9 protein-coding genes and 3 pseudogenes are annotated in these 14,796 nt (G+C 57.7%); 7 read left to right on the plus strand and 5 right to left on the minus strand.

What is annotated here, in order from left to right:
• Positions 1-262: 262 nt before the first annotated feature.
• Positions 263-433, plus strand: coding sequence for a PA1571 family protein (locus tag BLT55_RS33470; RefSeq protein WP_007252149.1), 171 nt, complete (start codon positions 263-265; stop codon positions 431-433).
• Between the two features lie 67 nt (positions 434-500).
• On the opposite strand, the gene pdxB is transcribed toward BLT55_RS33470, so the two are convergent.
• From pdxB to rlmM, 3 genes are all read right to left on the minus strand, one after another.
• Entirely contained in the window at positions 501-1,643 is a 1,143-nt protein-coding gene (pdxB, locus tag BLT55_RS12595; RefSeq protein WP_055000512.1) for a 4-phosphoerythronate dehydrogenase PdxB, read from the minus strand.
• An 82-nt stretch (positions 1,644-1,725) separates the two neighbouring features.
• Complete coding sequence (gene tusA, locus BLT55_RS12600) at positions 1,726-1,980, minus strand: sulfurtransferase TusA (protein WP_055000513.1); 255 nt, start codon at positions 1,978-1,980, stop codon at positions 1,726-1,728.
• Positions 1,981-2,313: 333 nt separating this feature from the next.
• Positions 2,314-3,387, minus strand: a complete 1,074-nt coding sequence (gene rlmM, locus BLT55_RS12610; protein WP_055000403.1) for a 23S rRNA (cytidine(2498)-2'-O)-methyltransferase RlmM — start codon at positions 3,385-3,387, stop codon at positions 2,314-2,316.
• A 192-nt stretch (positions 3,388-3,579) separates the two neighbouring features.
• On the opposite strand from rlmM, the gene acnA reads away from it, so the two are divergent.
• The 5 genes and pseudogenes from acnA (at position 3,580) to BLT55_RS12635 (ending at position 10,923) form a co-directional block, all read left to right on the plus strand.
• Positions 3,580-6,324: an aconitate hydratase AcnA gene (gene acnA / locus BLT55_RS12615; RefSeq protein ID WP_074800493.1), complete on the plus strand. Its 2,745-nt coding sequence runs from the start codon at positions 3,580-3,582 to the stop codon at positions 6,322-6,324.
• Positions 6,325-6,445: 121 nt separating this feature from the next.
• Positions 6,446-7,341, plus strand: a pseudogene (locus BLT55_RS34510) (CPBP family intramembrane glutamic endopeptidase).
• Between the two features lie 94 nt (positions 7,342-7,435).
• On the plus strand, positions 7,436-9,001 hold the full coding sequence (locus tag BLT55_RS12625; protein WP_055000479.1) for a methyl-accepting chemotaxis protein: 1,566 nt from the start codon (positions 7,436-7,438) through the stop codon (positions 8,999-9,001).
• A 300-nt stretch (positions 9,002-9,301) separates the two neighbouring features.
• Positions 9,302-9,964 (plus strand): hypothetical protein, encoded by a 663-nt coding sequence (locus BLT55_RS12630; protein ID WP_055000480.1) that lies wholly within the window; start codon positions 9,302-9,304, stop codon positions 9,962-9,964.
• A 425-nt stretch (positions 9,965-10,389) separates the two neighbouring features.
• Positions 10,390-10,923: a hypothetical protein gene (locus BLT55_RS12635; RefSeq protein ID WP_055000481.1), complete on the plus strand. Its 534-nt coding sequence runs from the start codon at positions 10,390-10,392 to the stop codon at positions 10,921-10,923.
• A 62-nt stretch (positions 10,924-10,985) separates the two neighbouring features.
• Here the strand turns inward: BLT55_RS12635 and BLT55_RS12640 are convergent.
• Both BLT55_RS12640 and BLT55_RS12645 read right to left on the minus strand, forming a co-directional pair.
• Positions 10,986-12,380, minus strand: a pseudogene (locus tag BLT55_RS12640) (autotransporter outer membrane beta-barrel domain-containing protein); the annotation flags it as partial.
• Positions 12,381-12,396: 16 nt separating this feature from the next.
• The gene (locus BLT55_RS12645; protein WP_074800503.1) at positions 12,397-13,500 is read right to left on the minus strand and encodes an IS5-like element ISPsy19 family transposase; all 1,104 of its coding nucleotides are present in this window, start codon (positions 13,498-13,500) and stop codon (positions 12,397-12,399) included.
• 58 nt (positions 13,501-13,558) lie between these two features.
• Here BLT55_RS12645 and BLT55_RS12650 point away from each other — a divergent pair.
• Positions 13,559-14,782: pseudogene (locus tag BLT55_RS12650) on the plus strand (hypothetical protein); the annotation flags it as partial.
• Positions 14,783-14,796: the final 14 nt, after the last annotated feature.

Below are 14,796 nucleotides of genomic sequence, written 5' to 3' on the forward strand. Positions count from 1 at the left end.
CCGATGGGAGCGAATTGCCAGCCTGCACCTGTCAGGAAATCGGTGCTGGACGTGATTCGGAGTGAACTTGCGGCCTGCACCAAAGGTCAGGTTATGACTGCTTTACAGCGGCGCTAGACGACAAAGATCTAAGCGCATGCTGGCAGATTTGCATCATTTCTGTTGCACTGGTATCGCGTTTGAGCGGCTGACAGTATCTGTCACGGACCGGTCATCAAGCGCGGTTAATTTAACGCCGTTACCTGATGAAAGGAGAGACACCATGAGCCTGCACGAGCGCAGCACCGAAGTTCAAGTCGTACGAGCCACGCCCGGTCTTCCGGTTGGCGGTGCCATTCTCGACGAGGATGGGCAAGAAGTACTGATCACCGAAGAAATGGTTCAGGCAGCCTGTCAGGAATGCGACAAGAACTGGGTAACACCGGAAAAATAAGACCTGTCGAATCCATTGAAACCCGACCTCGTTGTCGGGTTTTTTATGCGCCGCACAGCTTGATCGATCAGACCCGCACCGCCCCCAGGGCCGTGACGATCTGCGCCAGTGCTTCGGACTCTCCCTCAAGCCGAACCTTCAGCGCGTCGATTTCCCGGCGTGGCGGATAGTGTTTGCGCAAGGCGTCGAAGGCCAGGCGCTGACTGACCGTGTCACCGGTCAGGCTGCGACGAAAATCCGCATCATCGCGGCGAGGGTCATACACACCACGACACAACACAGTCAGGGCCCACATCGGATCGGTGTCGGCATCGAGGCTGACCTGCGCCAGCCAGGGCCGGGGCAGCAGCGTGTCGAGGCTGATCAGCGGCGGCTGGCCGAGAAAGGCGCACAACGCCTGATAGATCTGGGCGGTACCACGCTGCCGACCGTCAAGGCTGTAACCGGCAATGTGCGGCGTGCCGATTACACACAGATCGGCCAGCGCGACATTGACCTGCGGCTCACCCTCCCAGACATCCAGTACGGCCTGCAGGTCTTCACGATCGAGCAGCACGTCATGCAGCGCGGCGTTATCCACCACTGCGCCACGGCTGGCATTGATCAGCCAGGCACCCTGCCTGAGCTGACGCAGACGCGCTTCGTCAAACAGGTGCCAGGTAGGCAGCTCGCCGGTGCTGGTCAGCGGCGTGTGCAGGCTGATGACGTCGCAGCGCCGGATGATTTCGTCGAGGCTGACAAACCCTTCTCCTTCGGCCGACGCACGGGGTGGATCGCACACCAGCACATTCCAGCCCAGCGCCTTGAGCACGGTCACCAGACGCCCCCCAACCTGCCCTGCCCCGACGACGCCGTAGGTACGCTGCCGGAGATCGACACCTTCGATCTCGGCCAGGGTCAGCAGGCTGCCGAGCACATAATCGACCACGCCACGCGCATTGCAGCCCGGCGCGCTGCACCAATGAATGCCGGCTTGCTGAAGCCAGGCGAGGTCCAGGTGATCGGTGCCGATGGTGCAGGTGCCGACGAATCGTACCGGGCTGCCTTCAAGCATTTCGCGGGTCACCGGCGTGACCGAGCGCACCAGCAGGATGTCGGCGTCCGCCACCGCTGCACGGTCGATGGAGCGGCCGGGCAAGCGACGTATGTCGCCGAAATCAGCAAAAAATGCGTCAAGCAGGGGGATGTTTTCGTCAGCAACAATGCGCATGGAAGATTCTCGAGGTCGGGCGGGACGGGACCGGTCCAGATCGTGAACAGGCGCGGGATGCGGTGATGCGGTGATGCGGTGATCAGTCGGACTTCTTGCGAATCCAGTACAGAAAGGTTTCTGCCTCTGCCCGCTCTTCGACCAGATCGTGGCCGAGGAAGACGCAGAACTTGGGGATGTCACGACGCGTGGAAGGATCGGTCGCGATAACCTTGAGCAGTCCGCCTGCGGGCAGGTCGCGAACTTTCTGGTGCAGCATCATCACCGGTTCCGGGCAGTTCAGCCCGGTGGCGTCCAGCACGGCATCGACGGTGAGGTTTTCAACGGATTCAGACATGGGGCACTCCAGAAGCGGGTAGCGATTGTCGCTCAAATCGGTGAGCAGGCCAAATGCAGGTTGCTCATCATGCTAAATGACTCTTGTGCCAAGACTGCATTGACTACCGTGCACGTCTCCGCGTTGGCATGCATTTCGTGACGCTCTGCGTCACACAGCGGTTCTGCGATGTCAGTCGTGTTTGTTTACGACTCAAGGCACCTTTTCGCCCCTCGGCGACATACTTTGAAGGATCAAAGTATGCAAAATCCTGGCTCCGTTTCCGGCCCGACTTCGTCGGGTTCCTTCGCCCCTTGGCGACTCACTTGGAGAGCAGCTCAGGCTCGACTCACGTCACCGCTTCGCGGCTTTGGCCACGTCCAGCCGGCGCAGGTGGCAGGTGACTTCTTCGCGGTCGTGGTAGAGCTGTTTGCAGCCGATCGAGACTCGCACGCCGCGCGCCTGAAAGCCTTCTTCGATGCGGTCGAGCAAACGACGCACTTCAGCGTAGCGCTGTTTCATCGGCAGTTTCAGGTTGACCACCGCTTCGCGGCACAAGCCTTCGCCCAGCCAGGTTTCCAGCAGTGCTGCATTGCGGGCAGGCTTTTCGACGATGTCGCACACCATCCAGTCCACCGGCTGACGAGGCTTGTAGGTGAAGCCGTCGGCCATCAGATGCTGCACCAGTCCGGTGTCCATCAGACTTTCGGCCATGGGGCCGTTATCGATGGCCGTCACCAGCATGCCACGGCGCACCAACTGGTAGGTCCAGCCACCGGGCGCGGCGCCCAGGTCCACGCCGGTCATGTCACCGGAAAGACGTTCATCCCATTGATCTCGGGGAATGAAATGGTGCCACGCTTCTTCCAGCTTGAGGGTCGAGCGGCTCGGTGCCTCGCGGGGAAACTTCAGACGCGGGATGCCCATCGGCCACATTGCCGAGTTGTCGGCGTCAGCCATGCCGAGAAACACTTCGCGGCCACTCTTGAAGGTCAACAGCAAACGCGGCTTGCGAGGATCATCGACCAGCTTGCCCGCCTGGCTCAGAGCCTTGCGCAACGGCGCCTCGAACTTCTTGCAAAAATTCGACAGCTCTTTGCCATCGTTGGTGTCCACCACCTCCAGCCACACGCTGCCGCAGGTTGGAAACGCCGATAGCTGGGCGAGGATCACGCTGATGCGGTCGGTTTCCGGCAGGTCGAGGAACAAGCCTCGTGCCCACTGCCGAGGGAAAATCAGCTTGTCGAAGCGCTGGCCGCTCATCAGCCGCTCAGGCCCGTCAGCGTCCGTGCAGATAAATTCGGCGCAAGCGGTGTCGGGTCGTGCCTTGGCGTAACCGGCAACATCAAGACGCGCGGCATGGTCAGCGATTTCCGAACAGACTTCCCCTTCAAAACCGGGTCGGCAATGCATAAACAGCGTATTCATGGGTTACTCCTGGGCAATGGGCACTCGGGCGTAACCCCGCAGACTTGAAAGCCGCGCATCATAGCCCAATCCAGGAACCACTGGCGCGGCCAGACAGTCCACAGAACCTGAAGCCTGTTACGGGGCTCCCGACCTGATGCACATGAAGCCCCGTAATCCGATGTCCGGAGATCATTCCAAAAGGAGACATTCATGCCCTCCCTCGATAGCCTGAAGAGCCTGAAAACGCTCGAAATCGACAACAAGACCTACCACTACTTCAGCCTGCCCGATGCGGCTCGCTCGCTCGGCAATATCGACAAGCTGCCCATGTCGCTCAAAGTGCTGCTGGAAAACCTGCTGCGCTGGGAAGACAACAAGACCGTGACCGGCAACGACCTCAAGGCCATCGCCGACTGGTTGACCGAGCGCCGTTCGGACCGGGAAATTCAATACCGCCCTGCCCGGGTGCTGATGCAGGACTTCACCGGCGTGCCTGCAGTGGTCGATCTGGCCGCCATGCGTGCTGCCGTGGCCAAGGCTGGCGGCGACCCGCAGCGTATCAACCCGCTGTCGCCGGTAGACCTGGTGATCGACCACTCGGTCATGGTCGACAAGTTCGGCGACCCGGCGGCTTTCGAGCAGAACGTCGACATCGAGATGCAGCGCAACGGCGAGCGCTACGCGTTTCTGCGCTGGGGCCAGAGCGCCTTCGATAACTTCAGCGTGGTGCCGCCTGGCACCGGCATCTGCCACCAGGTCAACCTCGAGTACCTGGGCCGCACGGTCTGGACCAAAGAAGAAGACGGCCGCACCTACGCGTTTCCCGACACGCTGGTCGGCACAGACTCGCATACCACGATGATCAACGGCCTCGGCGTATTGGGCTGGGGCGCGGGCGGGATCGAGGCCGAAGCGGCCATGCTCGGCCAGCCGGTCTCGATGCTGATCCCGGAAGTGATCGGTTTCCGGCTGACTGGCAAACTGAAAGAAGGCATCACCGCCACCGATCTGGTGCTGACCGTGACCCAGATGCTGCGCAAGAAAGGCGTGGTCGGCAAGTTCGTCGAGTTCTACGGTGACGGTCTGGCCGATCTGCCGCTGGCCGACCGGGCGACCATCGCCAACATGGCACCGGAATATGGCGCGACCTGCGGCTTCTTCCCGGTCGACGAGGTAACGCTGGATTACCTGCGCCTGTCCGGGCGTCCCGATGAGACCGTCAAGCTGGTCGAAGCCTATTGCAAGGCGCAAGGCCTGTGGCGTCTGTCCGGCCAGGAGCCAGTGTTCACCGACAGTCTGGAACTGGACATTGGCACGGTAGAGGCCAGCCTCGCCGGGCCGAAACGCCCGCAAGACCGCGTGGCGTTGCCGAATGTCGCTCAGGCGTTCAACGACTTTCTGGGGTTGCAGGTCAAGCCTGCCAAGGTCGAAGAGGGCCGTCTGGAAAGTGAAGGCGGCGGTGGCGTGGCGGTCGGTAACGATGCGCAGGTCAGCGGCGAAAGCCAATATGAGTACAACGGGCAGACTTATCACCTGAAAGACGGCGCGGTGGTGATCGCAGCGATAACGTCCTGCACCAACACGTCAAACCCCAGCGTCATGATGGCGGCCGGGCTGGTGGCGAAAAAAGCGGTCGAAAAAGGCCTGCAACGCAAGCCCTGGGTAAAGAGCTCGCTGGCACCCGGCTCCAAAGTTGTGACCGATTACTACGAAGCGGCAGGTCTGACCCAGTACCTTGATGCCTTGGGCTTCAACCTGGTGGGTTATGGCTGCACCACCTGCATTGGTAACTCCGGCCCGCTGCTGGAGCCTATCGAAAAAGCTATTCAGACGTCAGACCTGACCGTGGCGTCGGTGCTGTCGGGCAACCGCAATTTCGAGGGCCGGGTTCACCCACTGGTCAAGACCAACTGGCTGGCCTCGCCGCCGCTGGTGGTGGCCTATGCCTTGGCAGGTTCGGTGCGCATCGACATCAGCAGCGAGCCACTGGGCGTAGGCTCGGACGGCAAGCCTGTCTATCTGCGTGACATCTGGCCCAGCCAGAAAGAGATCGCCGACGCGGTCGCCAGCGTCAACACCGGCATGTTCCACAAGGAATACGCCGAGGTGTTTGCCGGTGACGAGCAATGGCAAGCCATCGAAGTGCCGCAGGCCGCCACTTATGTGTGGCAGGACGACTCGACGTACATTCAGCATCCGCCGTTCTTCGATGGCATCGACGGCCCGTTGCCAGTCATTCAGGACGTGGAAAATGCGCGCGTCCTCGCCCTGCTGGGAGACTCGGTCACCACCGACCACATCTCGCCGGCCGGCAACATCAAGGCGGACAGCCCGGCCGGCCGTTACCTGCAGGAGAAAGGCGTCAAGTCGCAGGACTTCAACTCCTATGGCTCGCGTCGCGGCAACCATGAAGTGATGATGCGCGGCACCTTTGCCAACATTCGTATTCGCAACGAAATGCCCGGCGGCGAAGAAGGCGGCAATACCGTGCACGTGCCCTCCGGCGAGAAGATGGCGATCTACGACGCCGCGATGCGCTATCAGACCGAGGGCACACCGCTGGTGATTGTCGCGGGTCTGGAGTACGGCACGGGTTCCAGTCGCGACTGGGCTGCCAAAGGTACCAACCTGCTGGGCGTCAAAGCGGTCATTGCCGAAAGCTTCGAGCGGATCCACCGCTCCAATCTGGTGGGCATGGGGGTTCTGCCGTTGCAGTTCAAGAACAGCCAGACGCGCAAGACCCTGGCTCTGACCGGCAAGGAAACCCTGAAAATCACCGGGCTGACCAACGCCGACGTGCAGCCGGGCATGAGCCTGACCCTGCACATCGAGCGCGAGGACGGCAGCAAAGAGACCGTCGACGTGTTGTGCCGCATCGACACGCTCAACGAGGTGGAGTACTTCAAGTCTGGTGGCATTCTGCATTATGTGTTGCGACAGCTGATTGCTTCCTGATTCAGAATACGGTCGCCCTGCCCCATCACGGGCAGGGCGACCGCTGGCTGAAAGGTGAAGCGGTGACCTGACGGGTATGAATGTTATACAGTATCGCTCCTCGTGAATCAGGAGCGTTTCAATGACGTCAAGACACTGGCTTTTTCTTGCTCTTCTCGCAACAGGATATGGGCTCGCGCTGGTATATGGCAGCCTGGCCCCCATCGCAGCAGTAGGTTTCGGCTTGCTGCTTGTTGCCTGGCTTTGTGTGGCGCGATCCGCTTCCCGACATGTCAGTCTGTTCGGTCATTTGCTATTTATCATGACAGGCCTGGCGCTGGCGACTCACCTTTTGCCGGGGTTCAATAATGCCAAAGGAAGGTCTGAAAAAGCCTTTTCTTCAAAAGTCGAAGCCAGTAAATACAGGCGCTCCAGCCCGGTTCCTCTCCAAAAAAATGGGCTTTTTCAGAGGATACCAAAGTCATTGATGACGCCAGATTCACAGCTGACGCTGCCGCTTTTTCCATGTACCTGAATCTTGACAAGCCCCTGATCGGCTTTTGGCTATTGCTTGCCTGCCCGTGGATTCTGCCAAGAATCGACGTCAATCAGTCACTCAAAGTGGGCCTGCTGGCGCTGATTGCGACGTCTGCTCTGTGCATGACAGTGGCGGCATCACTTGGCACCGTAGACTGGGCACCCAAATGGCCCGCGCAAAGCACCCTGTGGTGGGTAAACAACCTGCTGCTGGTGACGTTGACCGAAGAGCTGTTTTTTCGCGCTTATCTTCAGGGCAGCCTGCAACGGCTCCTCGCAGGATGGAAATTCGCGACGCCTATGGCAATTGCTATAACCGCAAGCCTGTTTGGGCTGTCTCACATCGGCGCAGGCTGGGAATGGATGCTGCTGGCAGGGCTTGCAGGTGTGGGCTACGGCATCGCATTTCGTTTCGGCGGCTTACCGTCTGCGGTCATCTGCCACTTCGGTCTCAATGCCGTGCATTTCGGCCTGTTCACTTACCCCATGCTTGCCCGGTAATCTGACCCACCAGTCATTTGGCGTGCAGTGCTCAATTTATCGGCTCACCTGCCGATAAAACGCCATCGTCTTCTGGATCGAAGGATCGACACCCATGCGCAATAACCAGCCCATCACTCAACGTGAGCGGACATTTCCTGCCGAACAACGACTGATCTCCACCACCGACACGCGTGGCACGATTACTTACTGTAACGATGCCTTCGTCGACATCAGCGGTTACAGCGAAGCCGAATTGCTCGGTGCCGCGCACAACACCGTCCGCCATCCGGATGTCCCGCCTGCCGTCTTCGAACACATGTGGACCACGCTCAAGACCGGCCAGCCGTGGATGGGCATCGTCAAGAATCGTTGCAAGAATGGCGACCACTATTGGGTCAACGCCTATGTGACGCCGGTGCTGGAAAACCGCAGCGTCGTCGGTTTCGAGTCGGTGCGTATCAAACCGACCGCCGAACAGATTCGCCGCGCCGAAGCACTGTATAAACGCCTTAATCTGGGCAAAAGCGCGGTGCCGGGTCGTGACCAGTGGCTGCCGGTGTTGCAGGACTGGCTGCCGTTCATTCTGGTCAGCCAGTTGAGCTTTTTGATTGGTGTGTGGCTGAACTCACAGTGGGGCTTCGCGCTTGCCGCCGCATTGTCAGTGCCGCTCGGCCTGCTCGGCCTGTCGTGGCAACAGCGCGGCACCAAACGCTTGCTGCGTCTGGCGGAGCAGACCACCTCCGACCCGCTGATTGCCCAGATGTACACCGACAGCCGCGGCCCGCAGGCACGTCTGGAGATGTCGATTCTCAGCCAGGAAGCGCGCATGAAGACCTGCCTGACGCGCTTGCAGGACACCGCCGAGCATCTGAACCATCAGGCCCGCCAGTCCAACTCGCTGGCCAGGGAGAGCTCGACCGGGCTGGAACGTCAGCGAGTGGAGACCGAGCAGGTCGCCGCAGCCATCAACCAGATGGCAGCTACCACTCAGGAAGTGGCCAGCCACGTGAATCGCGCCGCTGACGCCACTCAGCAGGCCAATGAGCTGACCCGTCGCGGCCGCGATATTGCGGGCGAAACCCGCGAGGCCATTCAACGCCTCTCCACTGCGGTGGGCGAAACCGGCCTGACCGTGACGCGGCTGGCCAAGGACAGCGACGAAATCGGCGGCGTGGTCGATGTGATCAAAGGTATCGCTGACCAGACCAACCTGTTGGCCCTCAACGCCGCCATCGAAGCGGCACGCGCGGGTGAGATGGGCCGTGGCTTTGCAGTCGTGGCCGATGAAGTACGCCAACTGGCGAAGCGCACCGCCGAGTCCACCGGGCAGATTCACGGCCTGATCGCCAAATTGCAGCAGACCGCAACCGACGCCGTGCAGACCATGGACGCCGGACGTCGTCAGGCCGAAGAAGGCGTGGCCCGGGTACTGGAAGCGGATCAGGCACTGGTCGGCATCAGCGAAGCAGTGGCCAACATCACCGACATGACGACCCAGATCGCCACGGCCACCGAAGAACAAAGCGCTGTGGCCGAGGAAATCAACCGCAACATTTCCACCATCGCCGAACTGGCTGACAAGACCGCCGACGAAGCCCGGCGCTCGGCCGTATTGAGCGGGGAACTGACGAATACTGCCAACTCGCAATACTCACTGGTCGAGCGTTTTAATCGCTGAAAATTAAAGTATTGCACAGGGCCCCGGCCAACTCAGGTTGCTCGGGGCTTTTTATTGCGCCGCTTATCACGCCTTACAACTTTCAAGGTATTAGCCGAGCAAGGCGTAGGATCATTCCGTAATATTAACAACAGTAGCAAAGCTTGCCTGCCGGGTATTGACACTCGACAGGCACTCCGATTAGTTGAAATTCAGGCGGCATGCGGTAGTTATTTATTACCACGAATAGCTATTGCTTACTTCCCAAATCAAAACCCTGAATTTCGCCATGTGGCGTTTGACTAAAAATTGGAGATACGTATGAATACCATTTCTAACCCATCACTGGAGGCACCTTCAGTTCCCGTAGCGGAAAGCGATGGCCTCATCAAAGTCCGTGATCTTGAATCAGGCATTTGGGTCCATTTCACCGCGCGTGGTCTAATCAAAGAAAAAGACAGCTTCCAGCTTATGGTCAATGGCGTCGGCACTGGGCTTGTTCAGACCATTTATGATCCTGACGCACCTGAAGAGGTGCTGTTCGTGATGAGTCTTCAACCTGAACACTTCGCTAACGATGGAAATTACGCGATTGGTTACCAGTGGCTGACGTTTCCAGGTGGCATTCGAACAAACTCAGCGACCACTAATATTCGAATCGACCGCACCGCCCCGGGCGGGCCGCTGCTCGCCCCCATCCTCTTCCATCAGATCAACTTCGGCGAAACCCTGACAGGCACCGTCCCAGGCTATGCCGACATGCAACCCGGAGACCGAATCCAGACCCTCTGCAACGACCGGGAAGGCCCTACCCACGTGGTCACCGCCGAGAACCTGACGGATCGTCCGGTACAGATCATTTTCGACAAAGCGTTCCTGCTTGATCTGGACAGCGATAGCGTGACAGTCCGTTATCAGGTCACTGACCGTGCCGGTAATCGCTCGATTATGGCCCGCCAGGTAACCTTGTCGATGCAGAGTTAATGCCTGAAAGTACACGATTGCTCCAAAGGTTGAAGGTTTCGTATGCCGACACGTGCGAGACCTTAATGATAAATTTGAGTGAATAGTCCTACACCTGAGTGGGACCTTTCACAAAACGGCTTATTTTTTAAAATGCAGGAGCAGCCTGTAGTACATATCCTACAGATATCATCCATTGAAAAATACCTAAAACAGCTCTTGAAATAATTTTAACCCCCTGTTTACAGCACTCTCAGCACCATCAAGCAATAATTTAGTCTTAACTTGAAACCAAATGTGACGGAAAAACCTGTGCAAACCTGACACTACCATCGCACATTTCCACGACTTGACCTGAACACTAATGTGCCTTGTAATGTTTCTGGCGCCGACAGACGACGGCCCGACGAAAAACAAATCACTTAATGTAAATAAACGAGTTAACGATGGAAAAAAATCATTCCAAGGATGTAGTTGCACGCACCTCCGAAAAGAGCAAACCCACAGCGTCAGACGCTGTGCGAGAAGCCCCCATGCAAGAGAGCACCTATCGAAAAATGACTTCCCTACATATTCCATCGGATATTTCAGACACCTTGAAACCGCCCGTATTGCCCGACAACGACGGGAATATAATCAGTTACGAAGAGGCGCACCTGGGCGTGGTCGTACATATTCCCGGCTCGATCAAGATGTGCTGCGGAGATGAAATCCGCTTTTACTGGGGGAAAAACCTGTCGACGACAACGCTTTTCCATCGAGTGGGCGAAAACAGCGTCATCCGTGTGCTGTGCATTTCCTACGACCTGGTCTCCTACATTCTGTATGGTCAGGTAGACGTCTACTACGAGCTCTATCGCGATCAGCGACTGATCGGCACATCACCTGTGTTGAAGGTTAATATCGAACACGCGATGCCCGCCAATTCCAAGGCGCGCCAACGTCAACGCTTTATCGATAACGGGCTTGCCGACAAATAGCCGAAAGCCCCCGGTGATCGCTCACCGGGGGCCTTTGTTACGCAGGTGTCGGCGTGTCTGGATCAGAACTCCAAGCGCAGCCCGACATTGGCACCCCACGGTTGCTCGATGTGCTTGCCCTTCATGTAGTCGAAGTCGGCGTGCACCTGCAAACGCTCCGACAGGGAAACCGACACCCCGGCACCCAGTTCGGCACGCGAGCCGAACAGGCTGTTATCGAACGTCACGTCATTGGCCTTCACTTCATTACGACGTGAAAACTCCTGAGCAACAGCGCCCCGAACGTAAGGGCGCAACATCCCGCCGTCCTTGAGCGAGACCGTTCGCCCCAGCGACGTGCCGACTTTACCCAGCACCGACTGAGTACGATCGTTCTTCGCTTTCATACCGTTATCCAGACGCAGCTCCTGGCCCTGAACCACGACAGTGGACAGTTGGGCAAACGGCTCAAGGAAGTAGTCATCCGCCAGCTCGATATGGCGACCGACCTCTAGCCAGCCACCGACACCCGTGTTGCTGTAGTCACCCTTGGCCTTGCTCGCATCGCTCATGGCAACATCTGCCTTGTTGCGAAAACGGTTGAGCTTGAGCACGCCGTCCACGTAGTAACCATCATCAAATAGCCAGGTGCCGTAAGCGCCCACATAGTAGCTGTCGACTTTACCTGTGGTGCCACGGCTCAAGTCCAGAGCGGACGTGCTGTAACCCCCCAACACACCGACCAGCAATTGTCCGTTGCTGACCTCAATCGGCGCATCGGCGCCCAGCGACAGACCACTTTGCTTCTGGCGATAGTCGACGCCGTCACTGGTCGTCGCATTGAGCCGGTTGCCATAGGCGCGCATCCAGCCACCCGCCTTGCCACTGGCACGAACCTCGCCCATGCGTGAGCGCAGGGTTGACAGTTCGCTCATCCAGATCGCCGGTGCCGCGCTGTACAGCGCCAGAGCGCTCTGGGTCGAAGGGCTTATGACCTTGTCTCTACCCACGATGAACCAGTCATTGCCTTGCTGTTCCAGCAGATACGAGTAGGCCCCCAGATCAACACGCCCGCCCAAAAGGCTGAACCGCGCATCGCCACCCTCGGTATGCACTACCTTGAGCGGCGTCATATCGGCCGCCACCACCTCTACACCGGTGTTGCGTACCCGCAACCCGAACTCGCCGCTGGCCTGACCGTTGACGTCGATGAGGTCGCCCACACCGTTACTCAGGTCAACCCGCATTCCGAACGTGCCGGTACCGGACAACGCGTTCAGCGACAGCGTATGAAACCCCTGCTCGCCAAACCCGACACTGCCACCTTGCATGGCGAGCGACTTGACAGCGTTGTCACCCTGCATCTGCCACTGGCCGCCGGATGTGATGGCCAGCGAGTTACCGTTGACAATGTCGCCGGTCAGCTGCGCGCCGTTTTGCAGGGTGACGTTCAAAGTGCTGGTGTCATCGGCCACTAGGAGGGTGTAGACAAAATCATGTAGTGGGTCGGCGCGCGAGTATTCGAGCCTCGGCCAACCAAACCCATGCCTCGCTTACCGCAAAAAGGCGATCATGATGCATGATCAGTCGCCGAGCTCTCTCATTCCAGGCATGAGTTCGCTCCACTACCCATCGCTTGGGCATGACCACAAATCCAGTCTGAACAGGCTCCACGGAAAATAGATCGCCTTGTTCAGAGTGCCATTGCCCTGTTCTTCTGTTATTCGGGCCACGGATCACTTGAACATCGATAGCGTGCAGTTGATGGGTGCGCTGTGCCCATTTTCCTGCGTACGCACTATCAACAAAAAGCGTGCTCAGTGACGGATATTTTTCCTTCGAGTACGCCACCGCATCATCCGCCGCGTCACGATCCTGCACGCTTGCAGCACTGATACTGACAGCCAGCAGCAGGCCCAATGTATCGACAATCAGACTTCGTTTACGCCCCTTCACTTTTTTGCCTGCGTCGTAGCCGCTGTCACCGCCTTGAGGAGAACTGCGGGTCGACTGTGAATCCAGGATCGCTGCTGACGGGCTGTCAGCGCGTTCTTCCCGCTCACGCCATTGAGCTCGCAAGCGATCATGCATTTGCTCGAACTTGCCTTGAGCGCTCCACCGGCGGAACGTTTTGTAGACATTGTCCCAATGAGGAAAATCGCGGGGTAGCATTCGCCATGAGCACCCCGTGCGTACGACATAGCAACAGGCTTCCAGCAACGTGCGCCGAGAGTGAAGCGGTGGCACTCCTCGTCCGCCCTGGCTTTCAAACAGGTCGGCGACCAGTGCCCACTCGGTATCTGTCAAGCAACTCGGATATAGCTGCTCCGGCAGTTGGCGGCGGTGGGTTTCATTGTAGCCATAGGCTTTATTAGGTTCAGGTGACTGAAAACTTCCCTTGGCCCGCTGCTTTACACGCGTAATCCCTGCCATTTTCAACGCTTTTGCAAAGGTGTCGGGATGCGCAGTGATACCGGTTTCGGCGAAGAATACGAGCGCCAATTCGGCCTGGCTGGAATAGGGCTGTGCATGAGCGAGTTTCACCAGCACGGGATAGTGCTCGGCGGCAATCGAGCGAGGACGTCCGGTTTTAGGCATGGCTTGAGGGCTATTCAGACAAGGGAGTGAAAGTTTAATTTATTTTGTCTACACCCTCTTAGGGGAAAACGAAAATCTGGTTTGTTACCAAGTAATAGACCGTGCAGGCAACCCCTCGATTCTCTCGAATACCGTACCCGTGAAATTGAGGTTGCAAGAGCTACCCTCTAATTATCCAGCACCTGTCATCGATCAGGTGGTAGGCGATCAAGTTGATTATACGGAGGCTCAGGCAGGCGTATTGGTCGACATTCCCCATTACCCGGGTGCGGCAGCACTTGATAACATTCAGTTGTTTTGGGGTATCAACAACCCTTTGACCCCTGTTCCAGTAGCACCTGGAGACGAAAACGAATCAGTCATACTGACGCTGAAGTTACCATTCGAAGCAATTGCTCGTGGCCCGCAAGGCAACACAGCTGTCCATTATGAAGTGTTTCGAAATGAAGAAGAGGCCGGCACGTCTCTGGACACTCATATCGATGTCTTTACAACGCTTCCTTTCGCAGAGCCACTAAAAAACGTAACAGTACAAGGCACGAGTTTACAAAGCCCGAATACCCAAGATAATTTCATTGATGAGGACGATTATGAGCTAAATGGAAGAGGCTTGGTAAGCTGGAATTCCGGCTTTGAAGTCAATGACAATCTGAATCTGTATTGGGGCAGCCAGGTAAAGCAGCAGTGGTATCAAATAAAATCCGGCGACGTTACTGCCGAAAGAGATCTCATCATCACTATCGATAACGAACTCATGCGACTGCAAGGCACCGGTGCAGCCATTCCTGTTTACTTCACTGTCGCTAGAACAGGCAATCCCAATACTGTCACTAGCCCGGTTCAGCCTGTGACAGTACGATCCAGAGAAGAGCAGCCTGGCGGTCAGGAGGGATTGACCGGCCCTGCATTTAACCTCACATCAAATGGAGTGCTGGGCCCCAACGAGAATCCCAACGGGGCGGACGTCAAGGTCTCAACGTATACAAATATTGCAGAGGGCCAAAGGGTCACACTCACCTTCAAAGGATTTGACGATTTCAACAACCCCATAGAGGCGGCCACCTACGTAGCAACCCGAAAACTGGATGAAGTTGATGTCCAACAAGGGCACATATTTACAGTGCCACTCATCAACACACTGCGTATCTGTACAGGCTTCGCAGAAGCCACTTATACGGTCGAACCCGTAGAAGGTAGCAACCAGAGCCCGGCGAACTCCACGACCACTCGCGTCATCGTCCATATGCTCCGTCCAACAGACTTCACCTGCCTGAGCCGTTAACCAGTTGCGGGCCT

The sequence above is a fragment of the Pseudomonas cannabina genome (assembly GCF_900100365.1).
Classification (GTDB): Bacteria; Pseudomonadota; Gammaproteobacteria; order Pseudomonadales; family Pseudomonadaceae; genus Aquipseudomonas; species Aquipseudomonas cannabina.

Bases quoted from the DNA above. Each gene is read 5' to 3' on its own strand.
- BLT55_RS33470 (WP_007252149.1), top strand. From the start codon at position 263: ATGAGCCTGCACGAGCGCAGCACCGAAGTTCAAGTCGTACGAGCCACG.
- pdxB (WP_055000512.1), bottom strand. From the start codon at position 1,643: ATGCGCATTGTTGCTGACGAAAACATCCCCCTGCTTGACGCATTTTTT.
- tusA (WP_055000513.1), bottom strand. From the start codon at position 1,980: ATGTCTGAATCCGTTGAAAACCTCACCGTCGATGCCGTGCTGGACGCC.
- rlmM (WP_055000403.1), bottom strand. From the start codon at position 3,387: ATGAATACGCTGTTTATGCATTGCCGACCCGGTTTTGAAGGGGAAGTC.
- acnA (WP_074800493.1), top strand. From the start codon at position 3,580: ATGCCCTCCCTCGATAGCCTGAAGAGCCTGAAAACGCTCGAAATCGAC.
- BLT55_RS12625 (WP_055000479.1), top strand. From the start codon at position 7,436: ATGCGCAATAACCAGCCCATCACTCAACGTGAGCGGACATTTCCTGCC.
- BLT55_RS12630 (WP_055000480.1), top strand. From the start codon at position 9,302: ATGAATACCATTTCTAACCCATCACTGGAGGCACCTTCAGTTCCCGTA.
- BLT55_RS12635 (WP_055000481.1), top strand. From the start codon at position 10,390: ATGGAAAAAAATCATTCCAAGGATGTAGTTGCACGCACCTCCGAAAAG.
- BLT55_RS12645 (WP_074800503.1), bottom strand. From the start codon at position 13,500: ATGCCTAAAACCGGACGTCCTCGCTCGATTGCCGCCGAGCACTATCCC.